We start from the raw sequence: 13960 nt of genomic DNA on the forward strand, positions 1-13960 counted from the left end.
ATGGCGGCGCCGAGGATCGACATCGACGCGTACGTCAAGGGCGTACTCGACGGGAAGCGTGCGCAGATCGCGCGCGCCATCACGCTCGTCGAGTCGACCCGGCCCCAACACCGTGCGCTGGCGCAGGAGTTGCTGACCCAGCTGCTTCCGCACAGCGGGCGGGCGCGGCGGATCGGCATCAGCGGGGTGCCCGGCGTGGGCAAGTCCACGTTCATCGACGCGCTCGGCACGATGCTGACCGGGCTCGGGCACCGGGTCGCGGTGCTCGCCGTCGACCCGTCGTCGTCCCGGACGGGCGGCTCGATCCTCGGTGACAAGACGCGGATGGAACGCCTGGCGGTGGATCCGGCGGCGTTCGTGCGTCCGTCGCCCACCGCGGGGACGCTCGGCGGGGTCGCGAAGGCGACGCGTGAGTCGATCGTGGTGATGGAGGCGGCGGGCTACGACGTCGTGCTCGTGGAGACCGTGGGCGTGGGCCAGTCGGAGACGGCGGTCGCGAACATGGTCGACTCGTTCCTGCTGCTCAGTCTGGCCCGCACGGGCGACCAGCTTCAGGGCATCAAGAAGGGCGTCCTGGAACTGGCGGACGTCCTCGCCATCAACAAGGCGGACGGCCCGCACGAGCGGGACGCGCGCTCGGCGGCACGTGAACTGGCGGGCGCACTGCGCCTGATGCATCCCCCATCTCTCGGCTCCGCTCGATCAGGGGAGACCCCACTGGCGGACGCGGCCTGGACTCCCCCGGTGCTCACTTGCAGCGCGCGGGAGTCCAGCGGCCTCGACGAGGTCTGGGACCGCCTGGAACAGCACCGCTCACTCCTCGACTCAACGGGCCGCCTCGCCGCCAAGCGACGCGATCAGCAGGTCGACTGGACGTGGACGATGGTGCGCGACGAACTCCTCGACCGGCTGCGCGGGCACGAGGCGGTACGGGGTCTGGCACCTGATCTTGAGCAGCGGGTGCGGGAGGGCACGTTGACGGCGACGATGGCGGCGGAGCGGATTCTGGGGGCGTTTCAGGGGGGTGACTAGCTCCTACGGTGCGGAGGCACTGCGGGGTAATCGGCTGGGTGGGCGGGATACATCCGCCGCGAAGCGGCGGTCTAGGTTTGCCCCATGAGCACAGCAGCCAACGATGAAGCCCCCGTCCTCCTGCGCACCGAGGGCCGCGCGGGCCACATCATTCTCAACCGCCCCCGCGCCATCAACGCCCTCAACCACGCCATGGTCCGCTTGATTGACGACGCCCTCTCCACGTACGAGCGGGACGACGCCGTCGCCGCGGTCGTCCTCACCGGCAAAGGTGCCCGCGGGCTGTGCGCCGGGGGCGACATCCGGTCGATCCATGACGATGTGCGGGCGGGCGGCGGCCCGGCGTCCGTAGCCTTCTGGCGTGACGAATACCGGCTCAACGCCCGCATCGCCCGTTTCCCGAAGCCGTACGTCGCCGTCATGGACGGCATCGTGATGGGCGGCGGGGTCGGCGTCTCGGCGCACGGCAGCGTGCGGATCGTCACCGAGCGCTCCCGCGTCGCCATGCCGGAGACCGGGATCGGCTTCGTGCCGGACGTCGGCGGTACGTATCTGCTGACGCGGACGCCCGGCGAACTGGGCACCCACCTCGCGCTGACCGGCTCGGCGGTCGGCGCGGGCGACGCGCTGCTGTGCGGCCTCGCCGACCACTACGTACCCTCGGAACGACTGCCGGAGTTCACCGCCGCCCTTGCCGACACCGCGGTGGGCGACGCGGTCGCGGAGTACGCCACCACCGCCCCGGAGGGTGAACTCGCCGCCCACCGCGAGTGGATCGACGCCTGCTACGCCGCCGACACCGTGGAGGAGATCGTCGACCGGCTGTACGCCTTCGGCGACCGGACCGCGAAGGAGACGGCCGAGACCATCAGCGGCAAGTCGCCGACCTCCCTGAAGGTCACCCTCGCCGCCCTGCGCCGGGCCCGCGCCCTCGCCTCGCTCGAGCAGGTGCTCGACCAGGAGTACCGCGTATCGGCCACCGCGATCGGCGCGCCGGACCTGGTCGAGGGCATTCGCGCCCAGGTGGTCGACAAGGACCGCGATCCGCACTGGTCCCCCGCCGAGCTCACGCGGGTGACCGATGCGGACGTGGCCCGCCACTTCGCGCCGCGCGACGGCGACGAACTCGGACTCGGACTCGAACTCGGACTCGCCCCCGAGGCGGACCCGCGATGCCCCTGATCCAGACGCCCCGCCTCGTCCTGCGGCGCTGGCGAGAAGCGGACGTCGCCCCCATGACCCTCATCAACTCCGACCCCGAGGTGATGCGGTGGATCGGCGACGGCTCCGTCCATGACGGGCAGAAGCAGACCCGGTCCACCATGGAGATGTGGGAGAAGGGGTGGGAGACGGAGGGCTTCGGCCTCTTCGCGGTGGAGGTGCGCGCCACCGGTGAACTCGCCGGGTTCACCGGGCTCTCCGTGCCGCGCTATCTCCCCGAGGTGATGCCCGCGGTGGAGATCGGCTGGCGCCTGGGTCGCTCCTTCTGGGGGCAGGGCCTGGCCACCGAGGCGGCGCGTGCCGCCCTCGACTTCGGCCTCACCGAACGGGGTCTCGAGCGGATCGTCAGCATCGTCCAGGTGGGCAACGACGCTTCGGAACGCATCATGAACAAGCTCGGCATGCGCGTGGAGCGAGGCACGTTCGACCCCCACTGCGGGCGCGCCATCCGCGTCCACGCTTTCAACGCCGTCAACGCCGTCAACGCGCCCGCTACGGCGGATCTGTCTCCGTGACGACGGCGAGCAGCTGGAAGGGCAGCTCCCTGTCCGACTGGGAGACCCCGAGAGCGATCCACCGCCCGTCGGCCCGCCACAGATGCAGGTCCGGCACGGAGGCGCTCAGCGAGCCCCACGGCTCCGGTATGTCCTCGCCCGAATCGCCCTTGTCCTCGCCTTCACCTTCGGTCTCGCCGTCGTACCCGTCGCTCATGGACCGTTCGAAGAGGCTCGCCAGGCTGAATATCCGGGGCGGCCCCCAGCGCTCGGCGAGGAGGACCGTCAGGCCGTCGCGCTCGGCCTCGTACTGCTCCTCGGTCGCCTCCCACTCCGTGCCGTCGTCCTCCCAGAAGTCGTCACTCGTCAGCAACTCGGCGATGTGATAGCCCGGACCGCCGATGCCGCCGTGCGACCTGCCGTGCTCGGCGGGGAACTCCCGTGAGCGCAGCAGGTCGATCGCGGCGAGATGCTGTGCGGTACTCATGACATCCAGTAAAGCGGTCGGCACTGACAACTGCCCCGCCGTCAGGCCCCTGGCGTCACCATCCGGACACGCGCCTCACGCGTCGCGCCGCCGCACCGCCCACCAGCCCGCGAGCAGCGCCGCAACCGCCCACGCCGCCAGGACGGCAAGTCCGGTCCAGGGGCCGAGAGTTCCCGACGGATTCTCGTGGAGCACCAGCTGTCCCGCCCGGTCCGGCAGGAACTCCGCGGCGCCGCTCGCGACGTCCCCGACCACGAAGGACACGATGAGCGTGAACGGGACGAGGATGCTCAGTACGGCGATCCCGCTGCGCAGCACCATGGTCAGGCCCGCGGCGAGCAGCGCCATGAGCGCGAGGTAGACACCGCCGCCGACGCACGCCCGTACGGCACCGTCATGGCCGAGGCCGATGGCGTAGTCCCCCATGAAGGCCTGACCGGCCAGGAAGCCCACGAAGCTGGTGAGGATCCCCACGCCGAGCGCCAGGGCGCCCACCACCGCGACCTTGGCCCCGTAGAAGAGCCCTCTGCGCGGCACCGCGGAGAGCGAGATCCGCAGCGCGCCGTTCAGGTACTCGGACGACATCGCCGTCGTACCGAAGCTGATGGCGGCGATCTGGCCGAAGTTGAGGGCGTAGAAGGCGCCGAAGAGCGGTTCGTAGTCGGCGTTGTCCGCCTCCGCCGTGCCGACCGCGGCGAACGCGAGCACGGTGATGGCGACGGTGGCCACGAAGACGGCGATGAGCGAACCGAGGCTCGCGCGCACCGACTTGACCTTGATCCACTCCGAGCGGAGTACGGCAGCTGTCGACATGGTCAGGCCTCCTGGCGGGACGTCGGGGTGACGGCGGCGAACTCGGTTTCGTCGGCCGTGAGGGCGAGATAGGCCTGCTCCAGGGAGGCCTGCTCGTCGGAGAGTTCGAGAAGTGGGATGCCGTGACCTGCGGCGATGGGCCCGATCTCGTCGGCCTGCGCGCCGTCCACCGTCCAGCGGCCGTCGTCCCCCGCGGCCATCGCGTACCCCTTGTCCGTCAAGAGGGCCCGCAGCCGACCGCTCTCCGGTGTGCGCAGCCGGACGCGCGGACTGCTGTGCGCCGCGATGAAGTCCGGCATCGAGGTGTCCGCGAGCAGCCTGCCCCGGCCGAGGACCACCAAGTGGTCGGCGAACGTTGCCGTCTCGGTCATGAGGTGGCTGGACACGAGGACCGTCCGGCCCTCGCGGGCGAGGCGCCGAAGGAGTTCGCGGATCCAGATGATGCCTTCGGGGTCGAGGCCGTTGGACGGCTCGTCCAGCATGACGACGCGCGGGTCACCGAGCAGCGCCGCCGCGATTCCCAGGCGCTGCCGCATGCCGAGCGAGAACGTCTTGATCCGGCGCCCCGCGACTGAGGCGAGCCCGGCCTCTTCGAGGACCTCGTCCACGCGGCGCGCGGGGATACGGTTGCTGACGGCGAGGGCCAGGAGGTGGTTCCGTGCGGTACGCGAACCGTGCGCGGCCTGGGCGTCGAGCAGGGCTCCCACGTGGCGCAGGGGTTCGTCGATGGCCGCGTAGGGCCTGCCGCCCACCGTCGCGGTGCCGGAAGTGGGCCGGTCGAGGCCGAGCACGAGCCGCATGGTGGTGGACTTGCCGGCGCCGTTGGGGCCGAGGAACCCGGTGACCTTCCCCGGGCGGACGGTGAAGGTCAGTCCGTCCACCGCGCGGGTGGTGCCGTACTCCTTGGTGAGGTCTTGCACGTCGATGCTGGTCATGGGTTCAGCCTCGCGGCCAGGGGTGCGGTGGGTCTTCCCCCGCCCGGGGAGTCCCTCTCCCCCTCACGGGGGAGCCGTGCGGGCCCGCCCTGCTGGCACGATGACGTGATGCCCCGCTTCCTCCGGCCGCTGACGCACGCGGTGACCTATACGCGTTGGCTTCACATGCTCATAGGCGTGGTCGTCGCGTTGGTCGTCGCGTCGGTCTACCCCGGGCTGTACAAGCCGTCGTTCACCGACTGGGTACTGGTGTTGATCATGCCCATTCCCTTGGTGGTGGCCGCGGCCATGCTGCCGTCCATGCGCCGGGCGGAAGGGCTGCAGGCACGGCTGATGCTGTTTCCCGGGCGGCACGCGCGCGTGCCGGGCCACGACGAGGACCCCGGCATCTCCGTCGCGCCCTCCGCGTCGTGGCGGGACCGGGGCAGGACCGCCGTGTGGTTGGTGCTCCGCCTTGAGGTCGGCTGCGCGGCGGCCTTCGTGTCGGTTCAGTGCCTGGGCACCGCGCTCGCCCTGGTGGGAGCGGCGTCGTCGGACGGTGAGGAACCCGGACTGCTTCTTCCCCTGCCGGGGCCGAACCCTGCGAACGCGCTGCTCGTGCCGATCCCCATCCTGATACTCCTGGGGGTGATGGTGGTCGGGGGTCAGCTGATGACCTCGGCCGCCCGGCATCTGCTCGGCCCCTCCCCCAAAGAACGCCTGGCCGCCCTGGAGGAGCGCACCGAGCAACTCCTCGAACGCACCCGCATCGCGCGGGAACTGCACGACTCCATAGGGCACGCGCTGACAGTGGCCGTCGTCCAGGCGGGCGCCGCCCGTGCCGTGGCCGACGCGGAGTTCACCGACCGCGCCCTGGGAGCCATCGAGGAGACCGGCAGGGCCGCCCTCGAAGACCTGGAGCGTGTGCTGCGGGTGCTGCGCGAGGACGAGCGGCCCGCGAGCCGTCGCCCTACTCTCGCCGATGCCGACCGCCTCCTGGAGTCCGCGCGCGCGTCGGGAGCGAAGGTCGACACCGAGGTGACGGGCCCTCTGGAGAGCCTCCCGGGACCGGTGTCCCGCGAGGGCTACCGCATGCTCCAGGAGTCGCTCACCAATGTGCTGCGCCACTCCGGGCCGGTCCCGGTGCGGGTGCGGATCACGGTCGGCGACGGCCTGCTCGGCATGGAGGTGCGCAACCCCCTGCCCCAGGGGACGCAGCCGACCAGTCGCGGCGGCAGCGGCCTGCGCGGCATCCGGGAACGGGCCACGCTGCTCGGCGGCCGGGCCTCCACGGGGCCGCGCGACGGCGAGTGGCGGGTGCACGTCGAGCTGCCCCTGGGGTGATCCCCTGGGGTGATCTACGCTGACCGGATGCCGGTCACTGTCCTGCTCGTCGACGACGAACCCCTCGTACGCGCCGGTCTGCGCGCCGTCCTTGAGGCGCAGCCCGACATCGAGGTGGTCGGCGAGGCGGCCGACGGCGCCGCCGTCATTCCGCTCGTGCGCCAACTGCGGCCCGACGTGGTCGCGATGGACGTACGCATGCCCCTCCTCGACGGCATCGAGGCCACGCGTGCCGTCCTGCGCACCGTGCAGGACCCGCCGAAGATCGTCGTTGTGACGACCTTCGAGAACGACGAGTACGTGTACGAGGCGCTGCGCGCGGGTGCCGACGGTTTCTTGCTGAAGCGCGCCCGTCCCGCGGAGATCGTGAACGCCGTGCGCCTTGTCGCGGAGGGCGAGTCGCTGCTGTTCCCCGCGGCGGTACGGCAGCTGGCGGGCGCGTACGGGCGCCAGCCGGGCAACGCGGAGGCCAGGGCCGCCCTCGACCGGGCCGCCCTCACCGAGCGTGAGGCGGACGTGCTGCGCCTCATGACGCGCGGTCTGTCGAATGCGGAGATCGCGGCAGAGCTGATCGTCGGCGCCGAGACCGTCAAATCCCATGTGAGTGCCGTGCTCGCGAAGCTGGGGGCCCGCGACCGGACGCAGGCGGTGATCGCCGCGTACGAATCCGGTTTCGTCGCTCCGGGATGAGCGCGGCCGATCGGCACTCTGCGTCACAGGTGGGCCCGGCACTCGCAGCGATCGGCCGCTGCGAGTACGATCCGCCCATCATGCGCACGAGCTGGGAGGACGGACGTTGGGGCGGCTGACCGGCGGGGATCCCTCTCTGCTGCGGCGGATCAACTCCGCTGTGGTGCTGCACGCTCTGCGTGGGGCGGACTTCGCGACACTCACCGAGGTCACCCGGGTGACCGGGCTCTCACGGCCGACCGTCGAGGGCGTGGTCGAGGGGCTCATCGATGCCGGACTCGTGGTGGAGACCGCCGCCGAGGAGGGCGCGGCAAGACGCCAGGGACGGCCCGCCCGGAGGTTCCGTTTCCGGGCCGAGGCGGGGCATCTGCTCGGCCTGGAGATCGGCCCGCACCGGGTGGCGGCCGTGCTCTCGGACCTGGACGGCCGGGTGCTCGGCACGACGGCCAAGGACGTGTCCGAGACTGCACCTGCCGACGAACGCATCGAGCGCCTTCGCACGGCGGTCGCCGATCTGCTGCGCCGTGGCGGGATCGCCCGCAGCTCACTGCGCGCGGTCGGTGTCGGCAGCCCCGGCATCGTGGAGGCGGACGGCACGGTCCGGCTCGGGACCGCACTGCCGGAGTGGACGGGGCTGCCGCTCGGCGAGCGCCTGCGCAGGTCCTTCAAGTGCCCGGTCCTGGTGGAGAACGACGCGAACACGGCGGCCGTGGCCGAGCACTGGAAGGGCGCAGCGACCGACTCGGACGACGTGGTGATGGTCCTCGCCGGGCTCAGCCCGGGGGCCGGGGCGCTGATCGGCGGGCGGCTGCACCGTGGCTACGGCGGCGCCGCCGGGGAGATCGGCGCCCTGCATCTCCTTGGCCGTGACGTGACCCCCGAGACGCTCCTTTCGACCACGGACGAGCCGCTGCACCCGCTGGACGAGCAGGCGGTGGCGGAGGTGTTCGCCCATGCGCGCGAGGGCGACGAGCGGGCGCGGCAGGCCGTCGAGCGGTTCATTCAGCGCCTGGTGCACGACGTGGCGGCGCTGGTTCTCGCCCTGGACCCCGAGCTGGTCGTCGTGGGCGGCTGGGCGGCCGGTCTGGACGGCGTACTGGAGCCGCTGCGCCGCGAGTTGGCCCGTTACTGCCTGCGGCCGCCCCGGGTGGCCCTGTCGGTGCTCGGCGAGGCGGCCATCGCGACGGGCGCGCTGCGTCTTGCCCTCGACCACGTCGAGGAGCAGCTGTTCGCGGTCGAGGGAACGGTGACGGCCCGGCGCTGAGGCGCCGGGCCGGACATGGGATCAGGAAGCGGTTGTCCTGCGGGAAGCGGGTGTCAGGAGGCCTGGCGCTCCGGGCCGTGGTGGATCTCGACGCCGCCCGCGTCACCGAACGTGAGGCGGCAGGTGTCCGCGCGATACGTCGCCACGGACACCGCGACGGTGCGTCCCTCGGCGAAGAAGCGGGTCGTCACGACGAGGACCGGGGCTCCGGGGAGCCGGTCGAGCGCCTTGGCGTCGTCCGCGCGGGCCGAGCCGAGCTCGACGGCGCGGTCCTGTCCTTCGAGGCCGAGCCGGTGCAGCTCGCGCAGCACGCCACGCGCGCGTGAGGCTCCGGACGGGGCGTCGATCGCGGAGAGTTCGGAGACGGCCGACATCGCCACGTACAGCAGCTCGGCGGCCACGGGCTGGCCGTGCGAGACGCGTGTGCGGCGCACCACGTGCACCTGCTCGCCGGGGTCGGCCGCCAGCATGCGGGCCACCTCGGCGGGCGGTTGCGCCGGTGCGCAGTCGACGGGCTGCCATGCGTCGCCGACCTCGCCGGGCCATGTGCCCTGCTCGGATCCGACGGCCACGCCCATCCGCGGCGGGGCGACGGTCGTGCCGACCCCGCGGCGGCGCTGCAGCCTGCCTTCCAGCTCCAGCTGCTCGAGTGCCTGACGGAGCGTGGCACGGGCCACACCGAAGCGGGCCGCGAGATCACGCTCGTTGGGCAGGATCTCGCCGACGGCGAACTCTGAATCGAGTGCCTCGCTGAGCACGGTCTTGAGGTGCCAGTACTTCGGCTCCGGTGCCGCTTCCAGCTGCGTGGTCCCCACCCTGTCCTCCGCAATCGCCGTGTGCCGGCGGCTTTTCAGCGCCTTGTTTATTAAAGGTCCTTGCACTATCTCTGCGACGATAGAGCGGCGCCCAACCTTGGTCAAGACCAATCCTCGATCCGTTACAGCCCGCACAGGGACGATGCCACAGAGCATTCACGTGTTGTTGGCGTCGGTCCACGCGCGCGTAGCGAACAAGACAGAACCCCCGCCCTGGGTGGACGGGGGTCTGTCATCTGGGGTCTAGGAGGCGAACCCGATCAGCTTGTCCGGGTTGCGGATGATGTAGACGTCGGTGATCCGTCCGTCGACGACGGCCAGTTGGAAGAGGGAGTCCGGCTTGCCGTCGACCAGGACAAGGACGGAGTCGGCGCCGTTGATCTCCAGGAACCGGACCCCGAGCTCCGCTCCCTCCGGTACGCCCGCGCGGGCCGCGCCGATGAGGAAACGGCCCACCTTGTCCGCCGCCTCGATGACGCGCAGCGGCGCCTTGGCCTTGCCGCCGCTGTCGCCGACCAGGCGTACGTCCGGGGCGAGCAGGGACATCAGACCGTCCAGGTCACCGCTGGTGGCCGCGGCGAGGAACCGCTCGGTCAGGTCGCGGCGCTCGCCCGGATCCACCGCGTAGCGCGGCCTTTTCTCGTCCACGTGCTTGCGGGCCCGCGCCGCGAGCTGCCGCACGGCCGGTTCGCCGCGGTCCAGCGTGAGGGCGATGTCCGAGAACGGGAACCCGAAGGCTTCCCGCAGCACGAACACCGCGCGCTCCAGGGGCGAGAGGGACTCCAGGACGACCAGGACCGCGAAGGACACGGAGTCGGCGAGCACGGCCTGCTCGGCGGTGTCGGGGACGGTCGGCCCGTAGTCGGTGACCAGTGGTTCGGGCAGCCACGGTCCTACGTAGGACTCGCGGCGTGACTGCACGTGGCGCAGCCGGTCGATGGCGAGGCGCGTGGTGACGCGCACCAGGTAGGCGCGCGGTTCGCGCACGCGCTCCTGGTCGGCCGCCGACCAGCGCAGCCAGGACTCCTGCACGACGTCCTCCGCGTCGGCCACCCGGCCGAGCATGCGGTAGGCCACGCCCATCAGGACGGCCCTGTGCTCTTCGAAGACGTCGGTCACGGAGTCGTTCGCCACTCCTCCATCCCAGCCGACGGATCACCCGCTGTCCAGGCGAAGCAGGTGCGTCACACCCCACAGCGGCCAGGAGGCGGCCCCGTCCACCCTCTTGAACTGGAGGCTACTGAGCGGTAATTGTTGCTGACAAGGTGTCTAAGGTGTCTGAAGACCGTCGCCAGGCGGCGGGGACTGGAGCAGCAATGGCCGCAGAGGTGTCCTTCAGCGTCGAATCGCCCGGCGGTCCGCGATCGATGTCACTCACGTACGAACGCGCGGGCGAGGGGGAGCCGCTGCTCCTGCTCCACGGCATCGGCCACCACCGCCAGGCGTGGGACCCGGTGTTCGCCATCCTGGCCACCGAGTACGACGTGATAGCCGTGGACCTGCCGGGCTTCGGGGAGTCCCCCGCGCTCCCCGACGGGCTGCCCTACGACATCACCACGGTGGTCTCCGTGCTCGGCGCGCTGTGCGAGGCCCTGGAGATCGAACGTCCGCACGTGGCGGGCAACTCGCTGGGCGGTCTGCTCGCCCTGGAGCTGGGCCGGGAGAAGCTCGTGCGCTCGGTCACCGCCCTGTCCCCGGCGGGCTTCTGGACGCCCGGGGAGCGGCGGTACGCGTTCAACACGCTGCTCGCGATGCGGCACGGCGCACGGCTCCTTCCCTTGCCGCTGATCGAGCGGCTCTCCCGGACCGCCGCGGGGCGCGCGGCGCTCACCAGCACCATCTACGCCCACCCCGGCCGCCGTTCACCCGAGGCCGTCGTCGCCGAGACCCTCGCGCTGCGCGACGCCAAGGGGTTCGAGCAGACCCTCGCCGCCGGGCGTGACGTGCTCTTCAGTGACGACGTGCCCGGACTCGCGGTCACCGTCGCGTGGGGCGCGCGCGACCGCATCCTGCTGCGCCGCCAGGGGATCCGCGCCAAGCACGCCGTCCCCGAGGCCCGTCTGGTGCGCCTTCCCGGCTGCGGGCACGTCCCGATGAACGACGATCCGGCGCTCGTCTCGCGCGTCGTCCTCGACACGTGCCGCCGTGCGCCCGCCGCCTAGCACGCCGGAGCCCAGGGCCACCCCGGCACCGACGAGCGCACTGCCCACGGCCTGCGGGGCTCCGTAGGCGCCCGTGCCGACCAAGGGCGCGGTGAAGGCCGCCGCGACGGGAATGAGACCGGAGAAGAGGGTGGCGCGCTCGGCGCCGATGCGCTGGATGCCCGAGTACCAGCAGACGAACCCGATGACGGTGACGATCGCCGCCTGCCACAACAGGGCCGCCGCCTCGGTGGTGTCGGGCGCCCGCAGCCAGTCCCCGCCGTCGGCCACCGCGCCGATGGCGGCGGACTCGACGGCGGCGATCCCGCACACCGTGGCGGAGAGCAGCTTCGGACCGAGCGGCCGCAGCACGGGAACGGCGACGACCGCGAACCCGACCTCGCCCGCGAGCGCGCACACGGAGTAGAGGATGCCGATCGCGTCCGTACGGCCCCATCCCTGCACGGTGAAGGCTCCGGCGGCGACGATCAACGCCCCGTACAGGACGCGTCGCTGCGGCTTCCGCCCCTCGATCAGCGGCACGACGACCGCCACGATCACCGGGGCACATCCTACGAAGACACCCGGTACGGCAGGTTCCGCCGTACGTTCGGCGGCGAGGATCGCCAGGTTGAAGCCGACCATGCCGACGGCGGCGAGGACCGCGAGGCGCCCCCACTGGCGCCGTGTCAGGCGACGGAGCGGTGCCGTGCCGCCCCGCCCGAGCAGCGGCAGGAGCAGCAGGCAGGCCAGGCCGTAGCGCAGGAACTGGCCGCCCGCGTACGGGTAGTCGCCGAGGAGACTGTTGGCGGTGAAGGAGCCGCCGACGAGGAGGCAGGCGAGGGCGGCGAGCAGGGACCCGCGTGTGAGGTTCGCGTTCATGCCCCTGACGCTAGGAAGAGACGCGGACCGGTTTAAGGTCCACTTCCAGGGCTGGTTCGGGGACCACTTCCTCCCTTCTCAGGAGGCGCGTCCGGTGACATCTCAGGAGGCGGGTCCGGTGGCATCAGGATCCGGGCAAGGATCGGGGCACGGATCGGGGCAAGGGTCGGGACAGGCACCCGGCACCGCCGCCTGGGAGCTGCTGCTCCCCGCCGTGTCCGCCCCCGCCCGCAGCCGTGGCCGCAGCCTCAGGTCGGCGCTGCGCGATGCGGTCAGGTCAGGGCGCCTCGCGCCGGGGACGCGGCTGCCGTCAAGCCGTGAGCTCGCCGCCGATCTGGGTGTCTCGCGGGGGCTCGTCACGGAGGCGTACGAGCAGTTGACCGCCGAGGGCTATCTGCGCAGCGACCGGGGCGCGGGGACCTGGGTGGGCGGCGCGGCCCGGACGGCCGCACGAGGAACACATGACCTGGCGCCGCGTCCCGTGCACGCGCGCGTGGACTTCATCGCGGGAACGCCCGACCTCTCCCTGTTCCCGCGCGCCGCGTGGGCGGCGGCGCACCGCGGCGTCCTGGCCGAACTGCCCCACCATGTACTCGGCTACCCGGATCCGCGGGGCCTGCCCCGGCTGCGTACCGCCCTCGCCGAACTGCTCGTACGCCGCCGGGGCGTCGTCGCGGACCCGGAGGGCGTCGTCGTCTGCTCCGGAGTGGCGCAGGCCATGGCGCTCGTCGGCTTCGTGCTCCACGCGCGCGGGGTGCGTGCCGTCGGCGTCGAGGACCCCGGAAGCCCCCAGCACAGCGAGTTGTTCGCATCGGCCGATGTCGCCACGGTGCCGGTCCCCCTCGACGACGAGGGCGTCGTCACCGGCGTACTGAAGGAACGGGATCTGCGGGCGGTCGTCACCACGCCCGCCCATCAGTTCCCCCTGGGCATCGGCTATTCACCGCGAAGGCGCACCGAACTCCTCGACTGGGCCCGGTCCGTGGACGGTCTGATCATCGAGGACGACTACGACGGCGACTTCCGCTACGACCGTGCCCCGGTGGGCGCACTGCAAGGACTCGACCCCGAACACGTCGCTTACACGGGATCGGTCAGCAAGTCGCTCGCTCCGGGCCTTCGCCTGGGCTGGCTGCTCGTGCCGGAGTCGATGACCGATGAGGTCGTCGCCCGCAAGCGCATGATGGACCTGGGCAATCCGGCGCTGGATCAGGCGCTGCTCGCGCGCTTCGTCGAACGCGGTGACTACGACCGCCAGTTGCGCCGCTGCCAGCGCGCCTACCGTGAGCGCAGGGACGCGCTCGCCGCCGCGCTCGACGAGCACTTTCCCGGTACGGAGGTGACCGGTATCGCGGCCGGGCTGCATGTCATCGCGCGGCTGCCCGGCCGATGGGGGCCGCAGGATTCCTTCCTGCGGCGGGCATCGGCGGCCGGGGTGGCGGTCCGGCCGCTGAGCGACTACAGACTGAGCGACCACGGCTCGGCGGCAGGCCCGGGCGTGCGCCTTGTGCTCGGTTACGCCCATCTGACGCCCGCGAAGATCGCCGAGGGGGTGCGGCTCCTCGCCGAGGCGGCTCAGGAGGTCGAGAAGGCTCAGGATTTGGACCACGCGCGCGTGCGGAGCACCAGGCGGTAGCCGTCGGGGTCCTCGACGGTGACGCCCCACTCGTTCCAGTACGGGTGCGGGCCTGCGTCCCGAGACGTACATCAGACGTACATCTCGGGGCCGGTGACCGGGCATCCAGGGGCCGGTGACCGGGGATGTGGACGACATACCGTTCGCACACCGGTTCCCCTGAAGGCGTGGGCAGTTGTTCACTTGTGGTTTGTGTGTGCGCCGCCGCGCACTACTAGTTGTAGCCC

General features: G+C 71.7%; 13 protein-coding genes and 2 pseudogenes. 8 read left to right on the forward strand and 7 right to left on the reverse strand.

Annotated elements, in window-relative coordinates; translation table 11 throughout:
* The 3 genes from meaB (at position 1) to ACZ5CR_RS25165 (ending at position 2768) form a co-directional block, all read left to right on the forward strand.
* Positions 1-1032, forward strand: a complete 1032-nt coding sequence (meaB, locus tag ACZ5CR_RS25155; protein WP_468861107.1) for a methylmalonyl Co-A mutase-associated GTPase MeaB — start codon at positions 1-3, stop codon at positions 1030-1032.
* 84 nt (positions 1033-1116) lie between these two features.
* Positions 1117-2214, forward strand: a complete 1098-nt coding sequence (locus tag ACZ5CR_RS25160) for an enoyl-CoA hydratase/isomerase family protein (protein WP_468861108.1) — start codon at positions 1117-1119, stop codon at positions 2212-2214.
* On the forward strand, positions 2205-2768 hold the full coding sequence (locus ACZ5CR_RS25165) for a GNAT family N-acetyltransferase (RefSeq protein ID WP_468861111.1): 564 nt from the start codon (positions 2205-2207) through the stop codon (positions 2766-2768). The genes ACZ5CR_RS25160 and ACZ5CR_RS25165 overlap by 10 nt, the downstream gene beginning before the upstream one ends.
* Here the strand turns inward: ACZ5CR_RS25165 and ACZ5CR_RS25170 are convergent.
* The 3 genes from ACZ5CR_RS25170 to ACZ5CR_RS25180 all read right to left on the reverse strand — a co-directional run bounded on the left by ACZ5CR_RS25170 (position 2746) and on the right by ACZ5CR_RS25180 (position 4982).
* Entirely contained in the window at positions 2746-3234 is a 489-nt protein-coding gene (locus ACZ5CR_RS25170) for a hypothetical protein (RefSeq protein ID WP_468861113.1), read from the reverse strand. The two genes, ACZ5CR_RS25165 and ACZ5CR_RS25170, sit on opposite strands and share 23 nt — an antisense overlap.
* 75 nt (positions 3235-3309) lie before the next feature.
* The gene (locus ACZ5CR_RS25175; protein ID WP_468861115.1) at positions 3310-4047 is read right to left on the reverse strand and encodes an ABC transporter permease; all 738 of its coding nucleotides are present in this window, start codon (positions 4045-4047) and stop codon (positions 3310-3312) included.
* Between the two features lie 2 nt (positions 4048-4049).
* Positions 4050-4982: an ABC transporter ATP-binding protein gene (locus ACZ5CR_RS25180; protein ID WP_468861117.1), complete on the reverse strand. Its 933-nt coding sequence runs from the start codon at positions 4980-4982 to the stop codon at positions 4050-4052.
* A gap of 108 nt (positions 4983-5090) precedes the next feature.
* On the opposite strand from ACZ5CR_RS25180, the gene ACZ5CR_RS25185 reads away from it, so the two are divergent.
* The 3 genes from ACZ5CR_RS25185 (at position 5091) to ACZ5CR_RS25195 (ending at position 8259) form a co-directional block, all read left to right on the forward strand.
* Positions 5091-6305: a sensor histidine kinase gene (locus tag ACZ5CR_RS25185; protein ID WP_468861120.1), complete on the forward strand. Its 1215-nt coding sequence runs from the start codon at positions 5091-5093 to the stop codon at positions 6303-6305.
* 27 nt (positions 6306-6332) lie between these two features.
* The gene (locus tag ACZ5CR_RS25190; RefSeq protein WP_468861122.1) at positions 6333-6995 is read left to right on the forward strand and encodes a response regulator; all 663 of its coding nucleotides are present in this window, start codon (positions 6333-6335) and stop codon (positions 6993-6995) included.
* 106 nt (positions 6996-7101) lie between these two features.
* Positions 7102-8259, forward strand: a complete 1158-nt coding sequence (locus tag ACZ5CR_RS25195; RefSeq protein WP_468861124.1) for an ROK family transcriptional regulator — start codon at positions 7102-7104, stop codon at positions 8257-8259.
* Between the two features lie 53 nt (positions 8260-8312).
* Here the strand turns inward: ACZ5CR_RS25195 and ACZ5CR_RS25200 are convergent, their stop codons facing one another.
* Together ACZ5CR_RS25200 and sigJ are read right to left on the reverse strand one after the other, a co-directional pair.
* Positions 8313-9074, reverse strand: coding sequence for a GntR family transcriptional regulator (locus ACZ5CR_RS25200; protein WP_468861126.1), 762 nt, complete (start codon positions 9072-9074; stop codon positions 8313-8315).
* A gap of 243 nt (positions 9075-9317) precedes the next feature.
* Positions 9318-10208, reverse strand: coding sequence for an RNA polymerase sigma factor SigJ (gene sigJ, locus ACZ5CR_RS25205; RefSeq protein WP_468861129.1), 891 nt, complete (start codon positions 10206-10208; stop codon positions 9318-9320).
* A gap of 182 nt (positions 10209-10390) precedes the next feature.
* Here sigJ and ACZ5CR_RS25210 point away from each other — a divergent pair, with 182 nt between their 5' ends.
* Positions 10391-11236: an alpha/beta fold hydrolase gene (locus tag ACZ5CR_RS25210; RefSeq protein ID WP_468861275.1), complete on the forward strand. Its 846-nt coding sequence runs from the start codon at positions 10391-10393 to the stop codon at positions 11234-11236.
* A gap of 72 nt (positions 11237-11308) precedes the next feature.
* Here the strand turns inward: ACZ5CR_RS25210 and ACZ5CR_RS25215 are convergent.
* Positions 11309-12097 (reverse strand): annotated as a pseudogene (locus tag ACZ5CR_RS25215) (DMT family transporter); the annotation flags it as partial.
* A gap of 214 nt (positions 12098-12311) precedes the next feature.
* On the opposite strand from ACZ5CR_RS25215, the gene pdxR reads away from it, so the two are divergent.
* Positions 12312-13733, forward strand: coding sequence for a MocR-like pyridoxine biosynthesis transcription factor PdxR (pdxR, locus tag ACZ5CR_RS25220; RefSeq protein WP_468861277.1), 1422 nt, complete (start codon positions 12312-12314; stop codon positions 13731-13733).
* On the opposite strand, the pseudogene ACZ5CR_RS25225 reads toward pdxR, so the two are convergent.
* Positions 13691-13795: pseudogene (locus ACZ5CR_RS25225) on the reverse strand (VOC family protein); the annotation flags it as partial. The gene pdxR and the pseudogene ACZ5CR_RS25225 overlap by 43 nt on opposite strands.
* Positions 13796-13960: the final 165 nt, after the last annotated feature.

The sequence above is a fragment of the Streptomyces sp. NPDC031274 genome (assembly GCF_055570235.1).

Coding starts and splice junctions, on each gene's coding strand:
- ACZ5CR_RS25165 (WP_468861111.1), top strand. CDS start 2,205: ATGCCCCTGATCCAGACGCCCCGCCTCGTCCTGCGGCGCTGGCGAGAA.
- ACZ5CR_RS25170 (WP_468861113.1), bottom strand. CDS start 3,234: ATGAGTACCGCACAGCATCTCGCCGCGATCGACCTGCTGCGCTCACGG.
- ACZ5CR_RS25175 (WP_468861115.1), bottom strand. CDS start 4,047: ATGTCGACAGCTGCCGTACTCCGCTCGGAGTGGATCAAGGTCAAGTCG.
- ACZ5CR_RS25180 (WP_468861117.1), bottom strand. CDS start 4,982: ATGACCAGCATCGACGTGCAAGACCTCACCAAGGAGTACGGCACCACC.
- ACZ5CR_RS25190 (WP_468861122.1), top strand. CDS start 6,333: ATGCCGGTCACTGTCCTGCTCGTCGACGACGAACCCCTCGTACGCGCC.
- ACZ5CR_RS25185 (WP_468861120.1), top strand. CDS start 5,091: ATGCCCCGCTTCCTCCGGCCGCTGACGCACGCGGTGACCTATACGCGT.
- ACZ5CR_RS25160 (WP_468861108.1), top strand. CDS start 1,117: ATGAGCACAGCAGCCAACGATGAAGCCCCCGTCCTCCTGCGCACCGAG.
- meaB (WP_468861107.1), top strand. CDS start 1: ATGGCGGCGCCGAGGATCGACATCGACGCGTACGTCAAGGGCGTACTC.
- ACZ5CR_RS25210 (WP_468861275.1), top strand. CDS start 10,391: ATGGCCGCAGAGGTGTCCTTCAGCGTCGAATCGCCCGGCGGTCCGCGA.